18 protein-coding genes and 6 pseudogenes are annotated in these 21,090 nt (G+C 55.1%); 19 read left to right on the top strand and 5 right to left on the bottom strand.

Going from position 1 to position 21,090, the window contains the following annotated elements; all coding sequences use genetic code 11:
* Window positions 1-8: 8 nt before the first annotated feature.
* From iaaH to HGO40_RS07090, 5 genes and pseudogenes are all read right to left on the bottom strand, one after another.
* Window positions 9-1,571, bottom strand: a complete 1,563-nt coding sequence (gene iaaH / locus HGO40_RS07110; protein ID WP_250962435.1) for an indoleacetamide hydrolase — start codon at window positions 1,569-1,571, stop codon at window positions 9-11.
* A gap of 48 nt (window positions 1,572-1,619) precedes the next feature.
* Complete coding sequence (locus HGO40_RS07105) at window positions 1,620-2,339, bottom strand: helix-turn-helix transcriptional regulator (RefSeq protein WP_065878029.1); 720 nt, start codon at window positions 2,337-2,339, stop codon at window positions 1,620-1,622.
* Window positions 2,340-2,711: 372 nt separating this feature from the next.
* Entirely contained in the window at window positions 2,712-3,161 is a 450-nt protein-coding gene (locus HGO40_RS07100) for a hypothetical protein (RefSeq protein WP_250962434.1), read from the bottom strand.
* Between the two features lie 58 nt (window positions 3,162-3,219).
* A pseudogene (locus tag HGO40_RS30785) lies at window positions 3,220-3,546 on the bottom strand (MarR family transcriptional regulator).
* Between the two features lie 295 nt (window positions 3,547-3,841).
* A pseudogene (locus HGO40_RS07090) lies at window positions 3,842-4,312 on the bottom strand (helix-turn-helix domain-containing protein); the annotation flags it as partial.
* Between HGO40_RS07090 and HGO40_RS07085 the strand changes: the two are divergent.
* The 19 genes and pseudogenes from HGO40_RS07085 to HGO40_RS07000 form a co-directional block, all read left to right on the top strand.
* Window positions 4,303-4,416: pseudogene (locus tag HGO40_RS07085) on the top strand (hypothetical protein); the annotation flags it as partial. The pseudogenes HGO40_RS07090 and HGO40_RS07085 overlap by 10 nt on opposite strands.
* A 50-nt stretch (window positions 4,417-4,466) precedes the next feature.
* On the top strand, window positions 4,467-5,324 hold the full coding sequence (hpaD, locus tag HGO40_RS07080) for a 3,4-dihydroxyphenylacetate 2,3-dioxygenase (protein ID WP_250962433.1): 858 nt from the start codon (window positions 4,467-4,469) through the stop codon (window positions 5,322-5,324).
* Window positions 5,325-5,409: 85 nt separating this feature from the next.
* Window positions 5,410-5,802, top strand: a complete 393-nt coding sequence (locus tag HGO40_RS07075; RefSeq protein WP_065878023.1) for a tautomerase family protein — start codon at window positions 5,410-5,412, stop codon at window positions 5,800-5,802.
* 52 nt (window positions 5,803-5,854) lie between these two features.
* Window positions 5,855-7,159 (top strand): MFS transporter, encoded by a 1,305-nt coding sequence (locus HGO40_RS07070; protein WP_250962432.1) that lies wholly within the window; start codon window positions 5,855-5,857, stop codon window positions 7,157-7,159.
* A 12-nt stretch (window positions 7,160-7,171) separates the two neighbouring features.
* Window positions 7,172-7,294: pseudogene (locus HGO40_RS07065) on the top strand (2-oxo-hept-4-ene-1,7-dioate hydratase); the annotation flags it as partial.
* Window positions 7,295-7,313: 19 nt separating this feature from the next.
* Window positions 7,314-7,535, top strand: a complete 222-nt coding sequence (locus HGO40_RS07060) for a hypothetical protein (RefSeq protein ID WP_218187848.1) — start codon at window positions 7,314-7,316, stop codon at window positions 7,533-7,535.
* 894 nt (window positions 7,536-8,429) lie between these two features.
* Window positions 8,430-9,314, top strand: coding sequence for a GlxA family transcriptional regulator (locus tag HGO40_RS07055; RefSeq protein ID WP_250962431.1), 885 nt, complete (start codon window positions 8,430-8,432; stop codon window positions 9,312-9,314).
* Between the two features lie 1,085 nt (window positions 9,315-10,399).
* A pseudogene (locus tag HGO40_RS07050) lies at window positions 10,400-10,717 on the top strand (PLP-dependent transferase); the annotation flags it as partial.
* Between the two features lie 74 nt (window positions 10,718-10,791).
* Window positions 10,792-10,875 carry a hypothetical protein gene (locus tag HGO40_RS30620; protein WP_353050715.1) on the top strand — a complete coding sequence of 28 codons (84 nt, stop codon included), beginning with the start codon at window positions 10,792-10,794 and terminating at the stop codon, window positions 10,873-10,875.
* 577 nt (window positions 10,876-11,452) lie between these two features.
* The gene (locus HGO40_RS07045; protein ID WP_250962430.1) at window positions 11,453-12,202 is read left to right on the top strand and encodes a hypothetical protein; all 750 of its coding nucleotides are present in this window, start codon (window positions 11,453-11,455) and stop codon (window positions 12,200-12,202) included.
* A 112-nt stretch (window positions 12,203-12,314) separates the two neighbouring features.
* Window positions 12,315-12,545 (top strand): AlpA family transcriptional regulator, encoded by a 231-nt coding sequence (locus HGO40_RS07040; RefSeq protein ID WP_250962429.1) that lies wholly within the window; start codon window positions 12,315-12,317, stop codon window positions 12,543-12,545.
* Window positions 12,546-12,549: 4 nt separating this feature from the next.
* The gene (locus tag HGO40_RS07035; protein ID WP_250962428.1) at window positions 12,550-13,392 is read left to right on the top strand and encodes a ParA family protein; all 843 of its coding nucleotides are present in this window, start codon (window positions 12,550-12,552) and stop codon (window positions 13,390-13,392) included.
* Between the two features lie 308 nt (window positions 13,393-13,700).
* A complete protein-coding gene (locus HGO40_RS07030; RefSeq protein WP_250962427.1) occupies window positions 13,701-15,260 on the top strand; it encodes a ParB family protein in 1,560 nt (519 codons plus the stop codon).
* Entirely contained in the window at window positions 15,257-15,805 is a 549-nt protein-coding gene (locus HGO40_RS07025; RefSeq protein ID WP_250962426.1) for a DUF2857 domain-containing protein, read from the top strand. The genes HGO40_RS07030 and HGO40_RS07025 overlap by 4 nt, the downstream gene beginning before the upstream one ends.
* Window positions 15,802-16,989: pseudogene (locus HGO40_RS07020) on the top strand (STY4528 family pathogenicity island replication protein). The gene HGO40_RS07025 and the pseudogene HGO40_RS07020 overlap by 4 nt, the downstream one beginning before the upstream one ends.
* Before the next feature lie 144 nt (window positions 16,990-17,133).
* Window positions 17,134-17,889 carry a PFL_4669 family integrating conjugative element protein gene (locus HGO40_RS07015; RefSeq protein WP_250962425.1) on the top strand — a complete coding sequence of 252 codons (756 nt, stop codon included), beginning with the start codon at window positions 17,134-17,136 and terminating at the stop codon, window positions 17,887-17,889.
* Entirely contained in the window at window positions 17,886-18,404 is a 519-nt protein-coding gene (locus HGO40_RS07010; RefSeq protein WP_250962424.1) for a DUF3158 family protein, read from the top strand. The genes HGO40_RS07015 and HGO40_RS07010 overlap by 4 nt, the downstream gene beginning before the upstream one ends.
* Window positions 18,401-18,871, top strand: coding sequence for a single-stranded DNA-binding protein (locus HGO40_RS07005; protein WP_014338763.1), 471 nt, complete (start codon window positions 18,401-18,403; stop codon window positions 18,869-18,871). Before HGO40_RS07010 ends, HGO40_RS07005 begins: the two co-directional genes overlap by 4 nt.
* A 222-nt stretch (window positions 18,872-19,093) precedes the next feature.
* Window positions 19,094-21,061, top strand: a complete 1,968-nt coding sequence (locus HGO40_RS07000; RefSeq protein WP_250962423.1) for a DNA topoisomerase III — start codon at window positions 19,094-19,096, stop codon at window positions 21,059-21,061.
* Window positions 21,062-21,090: the final 29 nt, after the last annotated feature.

The following is a 21,090-nucleotide window of genomic DNA, read 5'->3' as shown; positions in this document are numbered from 1 at the left end:
CCAGTCGATCAGTGTGCGATGGGCGAAAGTGGGCCAGGCCCCCAGATCGACTCAAGCGTGCGACCGATTGCCAGAAGTTGGGCATCCGTTCCAGGCAATCCATCAATCTCCATTCCTACAGGAAGTCCGGACTCTTTCCCAACACCTACGGGAATACTAAGACCAGGCATTTTCACGTTGCTGCTCGGGTCGGTATTTCGAATAATCCGACCAAATTTTTGAGGCGTTCCGGCGTCAGGGCCGGCCTTGATTGCCACCTCTGGAACCGTGGGGAACAGAAGAGCATCGAGCTTGTTCTCCTCGAATGTCTTTTTATAGAGAGCTAGCAAGGCTGGGATACCCGTCTTGATCGCTTGCGCATAAGCCGGGCCGCCAGGAATCATCTTTCCATCAGACCCAACGACATTACCAGGCACCACCATAGCCGAGAAAATACCTTGGACGTCGGGACTCGAAATTTTGGTGGCCAGGGTTTCGAATGACACTCCGGTGGATTGTGATTTCAGGTAGTCAGTCAGGGCCTTACGCGCTTCCATTATCGCAACTGGCGTTGCCACAGCTGATGCCAATTGCCCCATACCCGGCATGCTGACTGAGACGATCTCAACTCCCGAACTGCGGAGCTTCTCTACAGCGGCGTTAGCTTGTGCCGAGACTTCCGGTTCTAGATCAGCCCAGAAGAAATCTGGAATGCCCAGTCGAATATGATGGGCAGGTATTGGCTTCAGAAGAGAGGCACCGCTGAGAATCGAATCCAGCAGTATGATATCTCCGACGCTGTTGGCCATTGGGCCTGCCGTGTCGCGACTGGTCGAAATAGGTGTGATGCCTACACTGCTGTATCGCCCAACCGTTGGGCGAAATCCAACACAGCCATTCAACGCGCAGGGCGCACGGCTTGAGCCACCTGTGTCCGTTCCCATTGCGATCGGAATCAACCGAGCCCCCAGGGCGGCGGCACTCCCCGATGACGAACCACCGGCAATGCGAGAGTTATCAAAAGCATTGCGTACACCGATCAGCCGTGGAAGATGAAAGGCAGTGTTGTAACCGGTAGCGCCAAACGAGAGCTCATGCATATTGGTCTTGCCGATCACAATGGCGCCTGCGGCCTGAAGCTTATCGATAATCGGCGCATTTACCTTCGGAAAGAAATTAACGAGAGCTGGAGTACCGGCTGTGTTCGCAAAACCAATGACCTGAATGTTGTCCTTTATCGCTATAGGGACGCCACCCAAGGGAAGGCACTGCTCACCCTTAGCGAGTCGCGCATCAGCAGCACGGGCCTCGCTCAAGGCTCTCTTAGGGTTTAAAGAAATGAAAGCGTTGAGCTCGGGATGCGCGTCAATGCGGCCCAGCCAGTAGCTGACAACCGATTGACTGGAAACCTTCTTCGCGCAGATGGCTTGTGCCGTCTGCTCAGCGCTCATCAAGTAGAAGTCTTTCGGTATGTCCGACGCCGATACGCCAGCGCTTGCTGCCATAAGGCCGATCGCTAAGCAAGAGAGTCTGGTCTTCACGGATATTCCTTGCGAATCATTCGATCCCCACTGCAGGTCTCGATTATTCATTTACGCACATGGAAATATCCGTCAAACATCCTCATTAATGAGGAGGTGTCAGTGCGCGCCCATACGCATGGCAAGCTCGGTTCGATTACCAGAGTTTGTCTTGATCATCGCGTTCTTCAAATGAGTTCGAACCGTGGTGAAACCTATGGACATTATACGGGCGATCTCTTTATCGCTTCTACCTGCCGCAACGTGCTCTACAACAGCCCGTTCTCGTGGACTCAAAGCACCCTTAGGAGGCATTTCAGCTGCAAGTGCTCTCTGAAAATAAGGTGTGAGCGCGTTAAGCAGTGAAAGCTCTCTAATTCCAAACGCAGGTTGATCGACGCTACGCCATATGCGCAAATCACCCACATCCCGACCTTGGTTGAAGAAGAAAATGTTCACTCCATGGTGCATCCAGCACGGCTTGAGGAATTCGGCGTAGAGCTCACTTTGCTCTAAGCTTCGCCGACTGATCACGTCGTCGACACAGATAGCTTGGCGCTTGGATCTTAACGCCGGTGTTAAGACATCGTTCACGTGAATTCGCTTGTCATACTCCCTAAGCATTTGCGCATCAATATTGACCGCTGCGCAACGGGTTGATCGACTCAGTCCGTTATCCCAAAGGTACGAAGCTCCAAAGTCCGACCGCAGTAACAGCGTAACATCACCAAGCACCTGCTGACGCACCTCATCACCCGCGCCACCTGTGCGGAGTCGCCAGACGACTTGAGCGAATAAGTCAAGCTCATAACTCGTCATAGTCATTTGGTTGATTTGCATGGCATGCCTCTGTAATTAACCCGGGCGTCCGAGCAATTTCTGGGCCTGATTGAGTCGGTTGGTAATGCGAAGAGTCTCAAAATATCGTGGTATCGGTCGTGACTTCACTAGCGTAGGGCTCTTGCACTTATCTCGCTGCGATTTTCAGCCGGTCAGAAAATGGTTCCTATAGCACTGCTGATTGATACAGTTCCCCCCCTTTTTAGGTGAGTCGAATATTCTCGCCAAACGATATGTAGCTTCGATAAGTAACATTCTTGGCACAGCGACTTCATTTAAAGACGACGCAACATAGCCATGATCAGTAGATGTCAGACCATCTCCCGCTGAGCCACTGACGTCGAACGCTGACGCCAACAACCAGATAAAGGCCTACTGCACAGCCTCGCCCTCGCCCTCGCCCTCGCCAATGGAGTCTTGGCTGTCGAGACCGTCCCTGCGAAGCTGGTCCATCAGCACATGCAGCATCTGGCCCCAGGTCTGGCTTAAAGAAATCTTGCCATTCCGCAGAACCCCGAATTGGCAATTTAAGCCAATCTTCCCGCGGGTGAGCTGAACATTTTGATCGGTGGCGGCTCTAGTAGGCAGAGGTTTGGTCGCCCCCCCAGGCACGGACAAAGTTCTGTTCACCAGTTTGATACCGACCGGTATCGCTGTCGGCGAGAGTGCCATGGGGGGCCATGGCTGACCCAGACCACGCTTGAACTGGACGAAAACTTCCCGCGTGATGTCGAACTGGCCAGGGCTGTAAGCGGCATTATCGAAGCCGAATTCCTGCATCCTAGAAAAATCTGCACTACCAGCAAGCGTTTCTCTGTCCATCGCTTCCAGCTCAATCCAATCATGGACGAACTGCCGCAATGCATGGGCAAACTGAACATCAGCTCGCCCCTGGATGAAAACACTGATTCAGCCCGTCACCAACCGCGCGCGTCAACTTAAACTCGGTTAGTTTTTCGCAAAGGCTTGCGCAGAAACAGCACAATGATTTGCGGCTGTAATGCACACCATGATCGGATTTCTGCCGACGCACGAGGCCATCACGCTCCAGCCGACTGAGAATCCCAGTCATGCTTGGCATGAGAATGCAAGCATGGAGGGCAAGCTGATGGCTCTCAGGCCCCCTGCTGACGCAATATCCGAATCATCCGCCATTGCTGTTCCATCAGATTGTGCTTGTTAAGTGCCGGTCGAAAAAAAATGCCATTGCGGCTTCGCGGGCTTGCAATAACGCCAGCGTCAGCGAAAGTCTGGGGGAGCCATATCGAAATACTTGAATAAGCGATTCGGCAGCTTAGTGTAGCCAGCCTGCCGGCCCAACGCCCGCTTGCCCATCCCTCCCTCGTTCAAGATCAATGCATCTCCTGCCAAAGCGCTCTGAAAAGTGCAATTAATTCACCGTAAAAGCCATTTTTACGTACCCAATCGGCGGCCATGATCATCAGCACAAAATCAATAAGACAGCAGCCAATTCTCCTATGCTCTGTTCAACGCAACCCCGGCTACCGCTGGCGATACTCCCCCGGAATGATCTGCGCGTAGCGCTGGAAGAACGGACAGAAGTAAGCCGGATCCTTGAAGCCAAGCTGATAGCAGACTTCATTGGCGGAACTGCTTGTAAACAGCAGCAGACGTTTAGCTCCCTGCATCAGACGTTCAATCATAGACCGTTTGGGCGGCAGGTCGGCGATACTCCGACACACGTCATTGAGCCGTGCTTCCGCCCCCCCGATACCGTCAGCGTAACGCGACAAGGGTCAATGTTGCAGGGAATGAGCTTCAATCGATTCATTGAACCGGTGGAAAATTTTCAAATCCTCGTGCCAAGCCGGCCTTGCTTCCAACGAGTTGGAAAACAGGCACAACAAACTCACCATGGTCAGTCCCGTCAAGCTATCCAGCGCCGCGCTACACCCGGGACGATAACTCACCATCTCTGCGCTCAACTCCTCGAACAGATAATCAAGGTTCCGGCACCAGTCATGGAGGCGGCCAGTACAGCTTCGAGGTGTTCGCCGAAATCAAGAACGTGTGCATCTCGATGGGCAGCCATCACATTCCACGCTGGGGCGTCTGAGCAACACCAAAATCCCCTAAGACAACAACAACAATTTCAGGAGAATCATCATGGGCGAAGTCGTCCTGGCCGCGAAAATCTGCCACGTCCCCTCGATGTATTTATCGGAACTGCCCGGCAAACACCATGGCTGCCGTGAGGCGGCGATTGCCGGCCACAAGGAAATCGGCCGGCGTGCGCGTGAACTGGGCGCCGACACCGCCGTGGTGTTCGACGTGCACTGGCTGGTCAACAGCGCCTACCACGTCAATAGCGGCGAGCACTTCAAGGGCATCTACACCAGCAACGAACTGCCGCACTTCATCAAGAACATGGAGTACGAGTACCCGGGCTGTCCGGAGCTGGGCGAGCTGATCGCGCTGGAGGCCAACGCGGCCGACGTGCGCACCCTGGCCCACAACATTCCGAGCCTGGAGCTGGAATACGGCACCCTGGTGCCGATGCGCTACATGCACATGGGCGTGCCGGACGATCAAAAATTCAACGTGGTATCGATTGCCTCCTGGAGCGCCTGGCATCGTCTGCAAGACAGCTTCACCTTCGGCGCCGCTGTGCGCCGCGCCATCGAAAAGAGCGACCGCAAAGTCGTGGTGCTGGCCTCCGGGTCGCTGTCGCACCGCTTCTCGGACGATCGCAACGCCGAAGCCAATATCCACAACTGGACGCGCGAGTTCGACAAACAGGTCGACCTGCATGTGGTGGAACTGTGGCGCCAGGGTCGCTGGAAAGAGTTCTGCGCCATGCTCCCCGACTACGCCGAGCACTGCTTTGGCGAAGGCAAGATGCACGACACCGCCATGCTGTTGGGGTTGCTCGGCGGGCCGGAGTACGCCAAGCCCGCCGAGATCATCACCGAACCCTTCGGCAGCTCGGGCACCGGGCAGATCAACGCCATTTTCCCGGTTTGAACAAGAACAGCTACAAGCTACAGGCCGATCACGCTCACTTGCCGCTTGAAGCTTGCCACTAAAAGCTACCGACGCAGGAGGTTCCATGCCCCACTTCATCGCTGAGTACACCGACAACATCGAACAGCAGGCAGACCTGCCCGGCCTGTTCGAAAAAGTCCACGCCACCCTGGGCGACAGCGGCGTGTTCCCGCTGGGCGGCATCCGCAGCCGCGGCGTGCGCCTGGACACCTGGCGCATGGCCGACGGCAGGCACGACTACGCCTTCGTGCACATGACCCTCAAGGTCGGCCATGGCCGCGACCTGGCAACACGGCAGGCCGTCGCCGAAACGCTCTTCGAGGTGATCACCGCGCACTTCGCCGAGCTGCAAGCCCATCGCCTGCTGGCCTTGTCGTTTGAAATGGCCGAATTGCACGTGCAGCTAAATTTCAAGCAGAACAATGTGCACGCCTTCCTCAAGGCACAGGTGAGTTAACCCGTCCCAGCCCGTTCGTCCCATCGGCCTCTCAGACAAAAAGTATAAAACCATGAGCACAGCCAATACCGCCGACACCCTTGCAACCGTCGCCCGCGACCGCACCCACAGCGCCATCACCTGGCGGCTGATGCCGCTGTTGCTGATCTGCTACCTGTTCGCCCACCTAGACCGCATCAACATCGGCTTCGCCAAGATGCAGATGAGCGCCGACCTCAACTTCAGCGACACAGTCTACGGGTTCGGCGCCGGCCTGTTCTTCATCGCCTACGCGCTGTTCGGCGTGCCAAGCAACATGGCCCTGGACCGCGTCGGCCCACGGCGATGGATCGCCACGCTGATGGTGGTGTGGGGCGCACTGTCGACCTGCATGTTCCTGGTCGAAAGCGCGAGCGGCTTCTATGTGCTGCGCTTTTTGCTCGGGGTCGCCGAGGCGGGTTTCTTTCCGGGCATCCTAGTGTTCCTGAACCGCTGGTACCCGGCCGGTCGGCGCGCACAAATCACTGCCTTGTTTGCGATAGCGGTGCCAATGGCCGGGGTGATCGGCGGGCCGCTCTCGGGCGGCATCCTCGAGCATTTTCATGACCTGTGCGGCCTGCGCGGCTGGCAGTGGATGTTCGTGAGTGAGGGCGCGCCGGTGATTCTGCTCGGGCTGGTGGTGCTCAAATGCCTGCCGGACAATTTCGAGAGCGTCACCTGGCTGACACCTGCGCAAAAACAACACCTGCGCGAGCAACTGCACAGCGAAGAACAGCGAAAATCCATCACCTCGTTTTCCGCAATTCTGCACAACCGCCAGGTGTGGTTGCTGGTGGCGGTGTACTTCGCCGTGATGCTGGCGGTGAACACCCTGGCCTTCTGGATGCCGACCCTGATCCATGGCGCCGGCATCGGCAGCGACGGCAAGGTCGGGCTGCTCAGCGCGGTGCCCTACCTGGCCGGCTGCTTTTTCATGATCGGTTGCGGGCGCTCGTCCGACCGCCATCGCGAACGCCGCTGGCACCTGTGCGTGCCACTGTTGATGGCAGCGCTGGGCATTGCGGCCGCCGGGCTCTCACCTGGCAACCCGACCCTGGTGCTGGCAGGCCTGATCGTCGCTGGCATGGGCGCCAGTGCGGCGCTGCCGATGTTCTGGCAATTGCCGCCGGCCTTCCTGTCCAACGGCACCCAGGCCGCCGGTATCGCGCTGATCAGCTCCTTTGGCAGCATCGCCTCATTCTTCGCGCCCTACCTGATCGGCTGGATGCGCGACACCACCCAGAGCGCCAGCCTCGCCCTCTATGTGCTGGCCCTGTTCATCGCCCTTGGCGGCGTGCTGGTGCTGCGCACCCGGGCTGCCATCGTCAATCCTCACTAAGAGACCCTAGTCATACTCGATCAACAGCTTATCCAGCAAGCAGCCGCACGCCTCGACCGCGCAGAGCGTTCAGGCGAGAAGGTGCGTCAGTTTTCTCTGGACCATCCAGGGATCGCCACCGAACACACTTATGCCCAAAATGCTGGAGACGGGTATGAATTGCCTACCGGTTTTAAGCCTCAGCCATGTCTCGACGATTCTTAAGGATCATTCCAACTCAACAGCTATTTCATCAGCAGTGGACAGCAATCATCGCCTTGCTCACGTCCATAAAGATGACGCCAATGCAGGACGGTATGAACAAGCAACCAATACCCAAGCAGCCTTACTAACCGGCAGCAGCCATGGCCATCGTTGCCTGGGGTCAAACCATTGAGCGAACATTAGGTGACAATCCAACACAGTTACCGGACATGCTCTCGCGATGGGTTGCCCAATACACTCATGGCTGCAACTCGTTGGGTAATCGACCTTCAGCTTCGAGGATTCGAACACTTGAGGGTCGTCGCCCCAACGAAGATGTACGCAATTTGGCTCAGGGAAACGCTATTGCTAGCACAGTGATAGAGAGTATGGACAGAGTATCTGAGGCACTCTCAGCGATGCTTGGAGTTGCCCAGTATCGGCAGAACGTCTTTATTGAAGATCCTTAATATCTCCGAGCGCGTGCTTTGACGCCCTTCCTTCAGGCTCAGCCTGCGGAACTCCACCCACTGATTGAACACAGTAAGGGGCCGGCGAACACACGTTCCGACCTCGGCCAATAAGGATGATTGTGTCCGCGTAATTTAGGTGGACACCATCGCCTTAAGCGATGGCGTCAGGAAGGTGTATTGCCCGGACGGTTACGTCAACCTAACGGTCGAGGCCCGCTAGGAACGACGTCCGGCAAAGCAGCCACGACTGGCACTTGAGATCTTATGCTGGCGAGCTCTCCAAGCCGTAGCGCGATACCGAAGCTTTTCCCCAAGCTAAATGTCACGCTTCTCGCCGTAGGGCAGAAATTTTTACGTAAACTGTAGTCATGGATGGGCTTGTTTTAGCGCTCGAGCAGCGCCACTCACCAGAAGCTCATGACATTTATCAAAAGGCCTATAGATATCTATTGCGGGGGCCGCTCGGGTACTCAAAATTACTCAGCGAGTCGTCAGATGAACGAATCCAGATTTTGTTTCTCATGGAGTAGCTATTTATGGGTCCCAAATCCATACAATTCATAACCTACCCGAAAGTAAGTTTACTTGACTTGGCAGGACCTCTAGACGTGTTCATGGCAGCCAACCGCTTTTCCCGCCCCGATCACCAACCGTATGCGATTTCTATTTTAGCGTTAACCCAGACCACTGAGATATGCTCGAATTTTTCAGTAACCACTGAAACTCTGCAAGCAGAAACCTCTTCGCCGCATACATTAGTTATACCTGGCGGACCAGGCATTCATGATTTCTGCAAAGATCCAAAGTTTGCCACGCACTTCATAAACCACACAGAAAAAGCCAAGCGGTTGATTTCTGTTTGCACTGGCATATTCGCACTAGCTTTTGCCGGGAAACTGGACGGACGAAAAGTAACCACTCACTGGTCCGCGTATGACGAACTGGAGAGACTTTTTCCATCAATAATAGTTAAGCGTGGCCCTATATTTGTTAATGATGAATACATATGGACATCTGCAGGTGTTACATCAGGAATTGACCTAGCGCTATCCATCGTAGAAGAAGACCTGGGACACGCCGTTGCACTAGAGGTTGCTCGACATCTGGTAATGTTTCTCAAACGTTCGGGAGATCAGAATCAATTCAGTCCATCCTTGATCTTGCAATCGAAGAGCAGCCAGTTCTCAGCTTTACACGCCTGGATTCATGAGAATCTAAGCACCGATTTAACAGTGCCAGTGCTCGCAAATTTCATGAACATGAGTGAAAGAACATTTACACGTAAGTATTCAGAATCTATGGGAAAAACGCCAAGCAAAATGGTAGAGATACTTCGATTAGATGCGGCCCGCGATATGCTGACAAATTCAAACAGCCCACTCAAGACCATAGCCCAGCACTGCGGACTTGGTAGTGAGTCGACCCTTATCAGAAGGTTTGTGAAGAATTTTGGCATCACACCCAAGGAGCATCGCACACGCTTCAAATCGACCCATTAACATTTCGCACCTACAACGCAGCGGTGCTTTTTATACAACATTGCCTTTTCCAAACTTAAAGTAATCTCATCTACCGCTGGAGAAGACCCAAAGGGTCTGCTCATTTGGGCCAAGATCCGTCCAAATCTGGCGGACATGATCAATATTTTGTCATTTTCTCGCAACAGTTTTTCTATAAATTATTCCCATCTCAAAAACAATCTATCACCTCTACAAATATCGCAGAGGCCAAGGACTTGGGGATCCAGAATTTAGTTCTCATAAAAATAATTTTCCTAAATACCTCCCGCCATGTTCTGCGTCAGAGACCTTCATATGTCAAAGCTGGCAATCAATACAATTGAGCTACAAGTACAAATGGATAAGCACAAATGAATGACAACCTGTGCATGGAGGTTCTGTCGCCACTAAAAAATATAAAACGAATTTCGCCACACTGCGTTGACTACAACCTCACACCAGCTACAAGCTCCAAACGCTGGATTATAAAAATCGCCTGGCGTGATGCAGCCTCGATGCACAATCACTTTCCCTCTGAATCATTGCAGGTCCTTCTCACGTTATTAGTTTCGAGGTGTTCGAAACTCTGCTTTAAAGAAACATTGAGCACTGTGGGGTGAGACTGCTTTGCCGCTCTGGAAGGACTCGATCATAAACCCGAAATCCAAAATTCTCCCGAATTCCACTGTCTCCACGGTTCATACCCCACCCCCTGTTCGATATTCATTCACGCATGAATCTAAGACGGTCCCTAAGCAGTCGGCGAACTAAGCTGTCCGAACCTAACGGCAAGGTCGTGACGGCGGCTTTATGGCGCTGAAACGTGGCAATCAGATCCTATCTGAGCACTTTATTCGACAGTGGAGTCGTGCTCGGAGATCTGTAGCCGCGTCTAATGTTGCCTCGAATGCGTGATCACAAGCCTAAGGTGGGACACCTGCATATTAATCTGCGAGCAGCGTAGGGGGCACATCCCTTCGGTAGATTCGACTTATTGGATCAAAGTACTCAAAGATCGGCATAATAAATTTTTACAGTTCTTCACGCTACAAAAATTGGAATACTTTTAGAGATCAATACCAATCATGGAAGACGCCACCATCGCGCTGCACCATGGTTTCAAGTCCAACCCGACCACCAATGCCGTCGCCGAGCCGATCTACCAGAACGTTGCCTTCGAATTCGATAACGCCCAACACGGCGCCGACCTATTCAATCTGGACCTGCCAAGCAACATTTACACCAGAATCATGAATCCCACCAATGATGCGCTGGAACAACGGATGGCCGCCCTCGAAGGTGGCATAGCAGGTCTGGCCGTATCGACCGGCAGCGCGGCGATCCACTATGCGATTCAAACTCTAACCCGCGCAGGTGACAATAACGTCACCATGCCACAACTATCCTGCTTCCACTACTCATCGGCAGATGAACAAGCAGGAACAAGCAGGAACAAGCGAAGGCTGGCGTGAAACCAATGATTCGTCTGTCGGTAGGAATCGAGGCGATTGAGGACCTTGTCGACGATTTGCGCCAGGCACTGGGTTCGTCTCAAACTTGAGGCTCAAAGGGCGGCTAGGGTGATCCTAATATTCGCAGCTCATCCAGTAGGTAGCTATGTGTTCTGCGAGGCCTGGGGGTGCTGTGCGGTGCGGCCCTCTGCTTAACAACATTTGCGCCAAATTCACTGATTTGAAGTTTGCGCGAACGCCGCCAAGTACAGGAGAACAGTCCGGGGACCTGGCGCCGTCGCCCGCCTCAGGCGTCAACGACATAGTAATGGAGAGCCCACCTTCAAATATGGCAGAATTAATCAATAATTTGTCATTTTCGCGACGAAGGAATGCAGTAGATTATTCTGAATAATCATAAATTTTTATCACCATAAAATTAGAGCTCCCTCTCGACAAGAAGGCAAATAAAAACCGACTCATATAAACACAAGACAAACAACTCACCCCCCTTCACAACAGACCAAACATACCATTCACTACATAAACCACGCACAACAATAATATTAAACGACAACTACACACTAACCTCATCGACAAACCCTCAACTCATGCGGATTCCACACCGAACAATCATACACCAACTTGCAAAATCAGGAGCAAAACATCTCAATGGAGTGACGCTTTATGTATGCGAGTCAAAGCTGCAACCTCTATGCAAAACTTTTTTATAGGCCCATTGATGCAGCCTTGCGTTGGTGCAACTTGATTACCTACGAAAAAGAAATACTCGAAGTGGCTCAGCGCTGCCCAAGCCGGCTCAAAAATAGCTTCCCGCAGTGGCCCTGCCTGCATGCAAATACGGAAAAAATTATCGATGCCATTCAACACGGGGAGCTCGCTTATGGGTGTTTCGGCGTGCCAGTGGCCATTGGTACTCCCGTTAATTACGACCACATAACCGTCCGCCACACTGATCTAAGATTTTGGATGTCGCGATATTATCCTGACCAACGACCAGCGTTTCTCTTTGGGGAGGGGCCCAATCAAAAAGGAGCCATTAGCATTGAAACATACTTAACACTGCAAGGTGATCGGGATGCTTTGCAAGTGCAAATAAAGAGTTTGGACGCAGCTCATCAGCAGCTGCTTAACGACCTTGAAGCCATCGGATTGGAAAGAAAGAACATACACGACTTGCTCAAGACCAATCGTAAAATCAGCGATCGCAGCGAATCCGTCTATCTCAACATTATCGGGGCGATGGTCAATCTGTTTCTCGACAAGTCCCCGGCTGGAAAACCATTGTCGGTTTTCCAGTCCCAAGCGGCCATCGTTGACGCGCTAACCGCTCATTATAAAAACGTACCGGGCATAACCAAGCGTACGCTGGACGAAAAATTTGCTGCTGGTAAGCGCAACCTCATAAATCGATGAGGCGGATTGCACTGCAATCACTCCCGTTGCGGCGCAATGACGCCACGTCTCTTCCACTATTTAATTCAGATCACTTCCCACTACGCGTCAATCGAAGCCAGGAGTGACCATCATGCCCAGCCATCCCGCCCCCATCACTGAAGCAAATCAACCCTCGGTCGAACGTCACATCATGCGGCGTGAGGAAGTGGAGCGTAAAACCGGCTTCAAGCGTGCGCATATCTACAACTTGATGAAGGAAGGTAAATTCCCTCAGGCCAAACGCATTGGACTGCGCGCCGTCGGCTGGGACTCACGGGAGATCGAACGATGGATCACTGAGCGTTTGGCGCAGCAGGCCTGATGCCATGCGTGTGGTCTCGGTGGTGTCCACCAAAGGTGGAGTAGGCAAAACCACAGTGGCTGCCAATCTCGGCGGGCTGCTGGCGGATGCTGGCCTACGCGTCCTGTTGCTCGATCTGGATATCCAACCCACTCTCTCCAGCTATTACGCTTTGAACCAGAAGGCTGACGCAGGTGCGTACGAACTCATTGCGCTCAACCAGACAGGTCCTGCGCAGATAATTTCCACGACGGTGGTTGCCGGTCTGGATCTGATCCTCTCGAACGACGACCAAGGCCGACTGAGTACTTTGCTGATGCACGCCCCTAACGGGCGACTACGGCTGCGCAATCTGCTCGACGATTTCCGCCCCCGTTATGACCTGCTTTTGATCGACACCCAAGGCGCACGCAGCGTGCTGCTGGAGATGGCCGTCCTTGCCTGCGATACAGCCCTCTCCCCCATCACACCGGAAATGCTAGCCGCCCGCGAACTGCGCCGCGGCACTTTGAAGCTGTTCGGTGAACTCGAACCATTTCGCCACCTGGGTATCACGCTTCCACCGTTACGACTGCTGCTAAACCAAGTAAATAGCATCCGTGTAGACACGCGAATGATCATCCGTGGCTTACATGACGCCTTTACTGGGGCTCCCAACATCTCAGTCCTAGACACAGTAGTTCCAGACCGAGTGGCTTATCTCAACGCCGCCTCCCTTGGTCTACCAGCCCACCGAATCGAGACTCGCCAGTCAGGTCAACGACGCTCACGACCAGCGCTGGAAACCATGCAAGCGCTAGCCATTGAATTGTTTCCAGAATGGCGTGAACTGATTTCTAAAGTGAGCAGATACGCGGAGGTTCGATAAGGCGAATCCCGAAACCGGTGTTTCCCCCCAGGCCATTTTGTTTGTTCAAACTTGTGGCCAACAGCGTTGGCAAGGAGTCTTTTAATGTTGAATCAGTTTCCTATCATCGTTCAGCCTTCCATTCGACAAGATCATCCACCTAGCGAGGAATACTGCACCGTGGTCTTTCGCCTGCAGCGTGGGAGATCGGTCATGGGTTGTTTTCTCGCGACACTGTCTCGGTATTTCGAAGACTCGAGAACAGCCGAGATCGTCAAGTTCGAGGTCGGTGACCATTTGCGTAACAGGCGTTAACTGAGGCTTTTCCAATGAAGAAGCTCAGTCAGGAGGAGATCATCGACAAACTGCACCAGGACCATTTTCCTCGGGGTCCAGAATTGGAGCGACTGTCCGATCCGGTCATCGACACCCCCATGCTGGTCACGCTGGAGCAACTGCGGCCCTACGAACACAACCCACGCTTCATCCGTAATCCGCTGTATGAGGATATCAAGGCTTCGATCCGTGAACGCGGGCTGGATCAACCACCGCCGATTACCCGCCGCCCGGGTGAAACCTATTTCATCATCCGCAACGGCGGTAATACTCGCTTGGCGATTCTCGGCGAGCTGTGGCAGGAAACTCGTGATGAGCGCTACTTCCGCATTCATTGCCTGTTCCGACCCTGGAGCAATGAAATCACCACCCTGCTCGGCCATCTGGCCGAAAGTGATCTGCACGGCCAACTCACCTTCATCGAACGTGCTCTGGCGGTAGCCAAACTCAAGACCATGCTCGAACCAGATGGAGCAACACTCTCGCAACGCGAGCTGGCACGACGTCTTGCCGCTGGGGGCTACCCCATTTCACAGTCGCACATCAGCCGGATGCTCGACACCCTCGAATACCTACTGCCCGCAATCCCACAAACCCTGTATGCCGGATTGGGTAAACCCAAAATTGAACGCCTGATTGCTCTGCGTAGCCAGGCTGAACAAACCTGGAATCGCTATCCGACCGACGCAATTGCGTTCCCCGAGTTTTGGTTCGACACCTTGGGCCAATTTGATGCCGACCCCGAGTCCTTTGATCTTGAGCGAGTCCAGGATGAACTGCTCGAACGCATGAGCCGCTTACTCGGACAGTCCTACCGCATGTTGGCTCTGGAACTGAGCGATACACAGCGGCTCATCCGGACGCCTGTCAGTCCCTCAGAGAACAGCCATCCGCCAAACACTGCTGAAACCGTGGCAGGCCCTCTCCCCAAATCAACTGAGACCAGAACCCAGACCGAAACAGCACAAGAGCAGCAGCTCATGCTGCCCGAAACGAATGTCGCATCAGCAGTCAGCCCTCCGTCACGTGTCCAGCAGATCCGCGAACAGATTGATCGCGCCACTGCCACCGAACCAACACAGATCGTCGAAACCTGCCCGATCGACGACATCTGGATCATCGCGCCAACACTGGATACCCCCGAACAACTGCGTTTAGCCATCGCCGACCTGGCTCGGGAAATGGCGGCCTATGCCGGACATCCCGAAAGCATCATCGACCAGAAGCATGGCCTGGGCTTCGCCCTCAGCATCGAGCAACCTAATCTTGCAGCGCCTCGTGCGGCCGGCGTTCACCTATTGCTCTTGGCGCTGCTGCGTGCCCAAGACGAAGTGAACTGGGAGGATCGCAAGCAATTGCCCTCAGCCCTGTTCGGGCAACTGCTATTGGGGGTCTATCAACTCCCGCTGGCAGATCGTCCCGCCGTGGACGTAGGACTGGAGCGATTGCCTGATAGTTTGTTAATCAAACTGTATCGCCTCATTCGCTTAGCCCGGCGCCTGATCGACTTAACGCTTACCCATGAAGACGATTCGCCAAGGGAGTTGCCATGAACCTGTCCTTCAATGTGCTCAACCAGGCCATGCTGACCCAGGTCCTTCACGAGTTGCGCCTGGGTAATCTGCACCGCTGCAAAGCACTCGGACTGGGTGAAGAGGACATCTACCTGTTGCAATCATTACCGCCGACCACACTGTCACGCCTGGCCCATGCCACAGTCCCCTGGGTTGAGGTCAAGATTGATTCGCCGGTGTTGCATCGGTTGATCGACCAGGCCGAACGCGACGAACATAACGAGCGCTTGATCAACCGAGCGCTAAAGCTCGGTGCCAGCAGTACCATAATGTATCAGTGCTTCGGCTTGGCGCATTCGGAAACTGCGCTGCGCCGACGTCTGCTCAAAATAGAAACCCGTAAGGGCCGCCCCCAGAACTTGAGTGAAGCGCAGGAACATGCGCTCTGGCAGCGTTGGTGCCAACTACGCGCTGAGGACGGTGCTGAGGATCAGCTCGACGCCATGATGATGTTGGCAGAGGAGCAACAGATCAGCTTGACCATCGTTTGGCAGCAGATCGACCATTACAGCAACGGAACATGAACACTGCCCCGTCCGGTCGCTGGCAACGTGTCCTGCAGCAATGCACCCAGCAGCTGAGTGAACGCTGGCCCGCACGCCCTACCACTGAACATCCTTCCAACCAGGCCATGCAGGCGGGCTTTTTGTTCAGTGGCCAATCTCACGAAGTCGTGCCGCGTCGCTTGCTGCTGGATAGTCGGCTAACGCCATTGGAACGAAATGCCTGGCAAGTATTTAGACTCATGCTGCAAGGTCAGGGCGTGGTCACACCGCGCTATGAAGATCTGCAGCCTTATCTGTCAAGCGTGCCCTACGGCGCGTCAGCCTCCCGTGAAACCATCGCTCGCGTCTTGACGATGCTCAGGCTGACTCGCTGGCTCAGTTTGGTAAGTCGTGGCCGCGATCAGCTCAGCGGGCGCCTTCAAGGTTCTCTGTATGTCCTGCACGATGAGCCGTTAACTCCCGCCGAAGCCATGGAGCTGGATCAGGATTATCTGGAGCTGGTCGGACATGCCCTCTCTCATGCGACCAAGGCTGTGCGAATTGTCGCTCAGCATGTTTTGGAAGAAGTCCGCCAAGACACCGATATCGATCTGGGTCGACTCCCCACCCGGCTCGACAGTTGGGGCGACCATTGGACAAAACAAGGATTGGATAAGGCGCCCAATGAAGCGTTACACGAGTCCGAACTGGGTGGCGACCACCTCGTTCGGAATTGTGTGGAACCTCGTTCGGATTCCGAACCGGGTCCGAACGCCCATGTTTCCGGCACCGTTCGGAATCCGAATGCCGCCTGTACTGTATTAAAAGAAAGTAGTTGTACTGTACCGCGCGCGACCCCAGCAGTGGATAACCTACACTGGCCCGATCCGCTGCACCTGAGTCCGAGCGAGCGGCAGGCCGTTACCGTGACGCTGAACAAGCTGTAACCAGCGGATCGGCAGGCGGTGCTCAACGAAGCGGCCGCACGGTGTGCGGCAGGCAGCGTCCGCAAACCGGCGGCGTATCTGATGGGCCTGATCCAGCGGGCGCTGAAAGGCGATTTCCGCCCTTGGGCAGGTCAGGCTGAATCGTTACCCATTGCAGAACCGCCACCCGCTCCCCCGCGCCAGCTTAGGAAAAAGGGCGAACCTGCCTCAGCCCTCGCCCAAGCGTGCCTGGATGAACTGCGCCAGCTGCGCAGCAAACGCTCTGGACGTCAGTAGATTTGATGCCACTGGCATCACTGTCGGGCGCGTCGGAAATTAACCGTCTCGAACCAAATCGAACACACCGCATTCAGCTTTTCGGCTGTCCTTGACCCTCATCTGTCGCAACGTTCCCGTCCAAGCCTATGCGAGGACGACACCGTGGCCGATCACTATCAGCTCAACCTGGGCTCATTGCGCAGCAGCATCACCCTGACACTGCACACCCACCACGCCGCCCGAATCTGGCAAGGTCGAACCGCACGCGAAGGCGTCCACTCGATCATGGGTATGGCCGGCTACATCAGCGTCACTAACCTGATCAAACAAGCCGCAGCGCAGGACGATCCTTATGCCGACTGGGCGATCATGCAGCTCGAAGAAAAATTGATGCAGGCCAAGGCTGGGATGCTGGAATTGACCCAGCAGTTGGACCGGATCAGACAGGACCTGCCGACGCAGATCGACATGGGCGATAACCTCAATATCCACCCCGTCACTTTACCCTTGTACATCGGCAGCCAGCTGGGCTTCCTGGCCGTCTACCTGCTGACTGACTACGACACGCTGGTGCGGCATACCCTGTTGGCCCATCACACCGCCTTGATCGGTCGCCGAGACATGGAAGCCTGGATCGACGACGGAGCCCATCTGCTGCGCAGCCTGTTCGGCCAGGCCCAGCGCTATCGGCATGCTGGCGTCACCCGTGATGACATGGCGGCGAACAACGCTCGTGCTCTGGCGGCAATCGAGAGAATGGGTTTGCCCCCCACGGACATCCTTGAGGGGCATCGCCGCTCCCAGTTCGCGCCACCCATCGTTCGTCGTGGTGCTGTGGCGGTGGATGACGCTGACGCGTTGGCGGAGAACGCAGTAGAGCCATCTACGACAGTAGATGAGCCGGAGGACGAAGCATGAGTCCCATGATACCGGCTCAACCAATGCCCCTCGAAACACTAACACCCGATGCCTATCGACAGCTCGAACACGCAGCCTCCCTAAAAGGCCTTTTAAAACCTTTTAAGAGTAAGGGGGAGCTGGAATACCTGGCGCAGGTGGCGAGGGAAACCGAGGCGCAGTTACGTCGCCTGATGGAAGCTGTGGTGCAGCAAGCCGGACAGCCCCCTTACTCGCTGCTGGATATTCGATTGGTGCTGCAGAACACCAGCGCGGGCAGCACCTTTTTGCGATGGCGCACCCGTGACTTTGCCCGTATGGGCGTTGCGGTCTGGGAACGCCAGGTCTCCAACAAGGCCTTGCAGCAAGCCGTACGCGAGGGATTGCACCGTTTCGAATGCGAGCGCATCGCACTGAACTTGCAGATGAGCGTGGTGCATTCGCTCTACCGTCAGGCCTCAACCTGCGCAATCAAAATGGCCAGCGCCGAACGGGTGCTGCGCCAGTTCACACCAGTAGCGGAGATATCACGATGAGTACTTTTTTCGTCGGCGAAGGCAACATCGGCAGTGCGCCAGAGTTCCAGGAGTTCCCGTCAGGCAATGACGAGCCACGCCGTTTGCTGCGCCTGAATGTGTATTTCGATAACCCCGTGCCCCGCGATGGCAGCTATGAGGATCGAGGCGGCTATTGGGCGCCGGTCGAGCTCTGGCACCGCGAGGCTGAACACTGGAGCACGCTGTACCAGAAAGGCATGCGCGTGTTGGTAGAGGGCCGCACCGTGCGCGATGAGTGGGAGGACAGTGAAGACAATGCGCGGGTCACCTTCAAGATCGAGGCGCGTCGTGTCGGCATCCTGCCTCACCGCGTGCAGAACGTGGTCATGCGGGAGCGCTCAAGTGAATCAGCCTCGTCTGCGGCTCCCGTCGGGCAGGCTACCGACCAGGCCAGCTCGCCTGCGTCGAAGTCCAAAAAGCGCAGAGGGCAGCCACCATCGGCATGACTAACTTGAGGCATAAAAATTGCGCCTTTGCGCGAAGTTCCTGGCCTGTCATCACTCGCTGCTCGTGAAGCACTGTCGTCCACGTGACTACAAGGTAGTAGCCTCACTCCCAATCAAGACGGCACTCACAGAATAATATGAGAAACCTGTCATTCAGGTTTCACATAGCTCGCCACAGCTGTTTCAAACAACGCTGCTCCGAACTCAACCCGGAGCAGTTCTATGCGTCTCTTTCTCTGCGAGAAACCCTCCCAAGGTCGTGACATCGCCAAGGTTCTCGGAGCCAGCCGACGTGGCGATGGTTGCTTGATCGGACGCGAGACAACCGTTACCTGGTGTGTCGGTCACCTGCTGGAAACGGCCCCACCTGAAGCCTATGGCGATCAGTACAAAACCTGGTCGTTGGATCATCTACCGATCATTCCCGCGCAGTGGAGGGTTGAGGTCAAACCCAAGACTGTCGCGCAGTTTAAAATCATCAAACACCTGCTCAGCGAAGCTACCACCGTCGTCATCGCCACCGACGCCGATCGCGAAGGTGAAATGATTGCCCGCGAGTTACTGGAGCTCTGTAACTATCGTGGCTCTGTTGAGCGCCTCTGGTTATCCGCACTCAACGAGGCGTCGATTCGCAAAGCACTGTCCTCGCTGAAGTCTAGTCAGGAGACCTTCCCGCTCTATCACTCCGCCCTCGCCCGTAGCCGCGCCGATTGGCTGATTGGTATGAACCTCAGTCGTTTGTTTACCCTACTAGGACGGCGGGCGGGCTATGACGGCGTGCTGTCGGTTGGACGCGTCCAAACGCCCACTTTGCGCTTGGTGGTTGAACGAGACCGCGCGATTGCCAGCTTCGTCTCTGTGCCGTACTGGGTGGTGGATGTGCACCTGTCTTCAATGGGGCAACCCTTCATCGCGTCGTGGATACCGCCAAGCTCAGGACGTGACGAAGCCGGTCGCTGCCTGCAGCAGGCGCTCGCCAGTCAGACCGTCCAAGCGCTTTCTGGCAGCAAGACCGCCACCGTAGTCTCGCTGCAGACTGAGCATTTGCGCGAAGCGCCACCCCTGCCCTTCGACCTGAGCACACTGCAAGAAGTCTGTTCACGCAAGTTGGGACTCGGTGCTCAGGAAACACTGAACATCGCCCAAACCTTGTATGAAACCCACAAAGCCACCAGCTATCCGCGCAGCGATTGCCGTTATTTACCAGAGAGCATGTTCAACGAGGTAGCCGCGGTATTCGATGCCCTGTTCAGAATGGATCCCGCGTTACACCCAGCGCTCGGAAGCATCGATCGATCATTGCGCTCACGAGCATGGAACGATGCCAAGATCACCGCGCAGCCCGCCATCATCCCCACCACCGAGCCGGCAAACCTTGCGCGGATGTCCGAACAAGAGCGCCAAGTTTACGAGTTGATTCGTAGCCACTACCTCGCGCAATTTCTGCCGCATCACGTGTTTGATCGAACCGAGGTCGAACTGGAGTGCGGCGCCGAACGGTTGACTGCTGTTGGCAAACAGATCCTCATCCACGGTTGGAAAGGCTTACTCTCCGACAACGCCGACGACGATGAGTCCAGTCAAAAGTCCCAGGTGTTGCCCGCCTTACAACAGGGGATGCAGTGCGCAGTGGACGACGTCGAACTCAAGTCCATGCGCACCGCGGCGCCCAAACCGCTCACCGAGGGCGACCTGATCAAGGCGATGAAAAATGTGGCCAAGCTGGTCAACGACCCGCGTCTGAAACAGAAACTTCGGGACACCACCGGTATCGGCACCGAAGCCACGCGAGCCGGCATCATCAAGGGGTTGATTGATCGCGGCTATTTGCTGAAGAAAAAACGTGCATTAACGGCCTCCGCAGCGGCCCATACCCTGATCGAATCGGTACCCGCAGCAGTCGCGGATCCGGGTATGACAGCGATCTGGGAGCAAGCTCTGGATGAAATCGAAGCGGGACGTCTGACCTTGGATGCATTCGTTGCCAGGCAGGCGCACTGGATTACGCAGTTGATCTCAAACAGCGGAGCACTCACCTTGTCAGTACCGGTCGAAGCCGGGCCTGTCTGCCCCATTTGCAACGCCTCAATGCTTAGGAGGAAGGGAAAATCAGGACCGTTCTGGTCATGTTCCCACTACCCGGGCTGCAAAGGCACTGTGCCGATCAGCAAAGGTATACGTCGTCCATAAGGCACCATTGGCGCTCACATGAACCTCGG

The organism is Pseudomonas sp. CG7, from assembly GCF_023701885.1.
Classification (GTDB): domain Bacteria; phylum Pseudomonadota; class Gammaproteobacteria; order Pseudomonadales; family Pseudomonadaceae; genus Aquipseudomonas; species Aquipseudomonas zanjanensis.
This window is presented reverse-complemented; position numbering and strand designations above follow the sequence as displayed.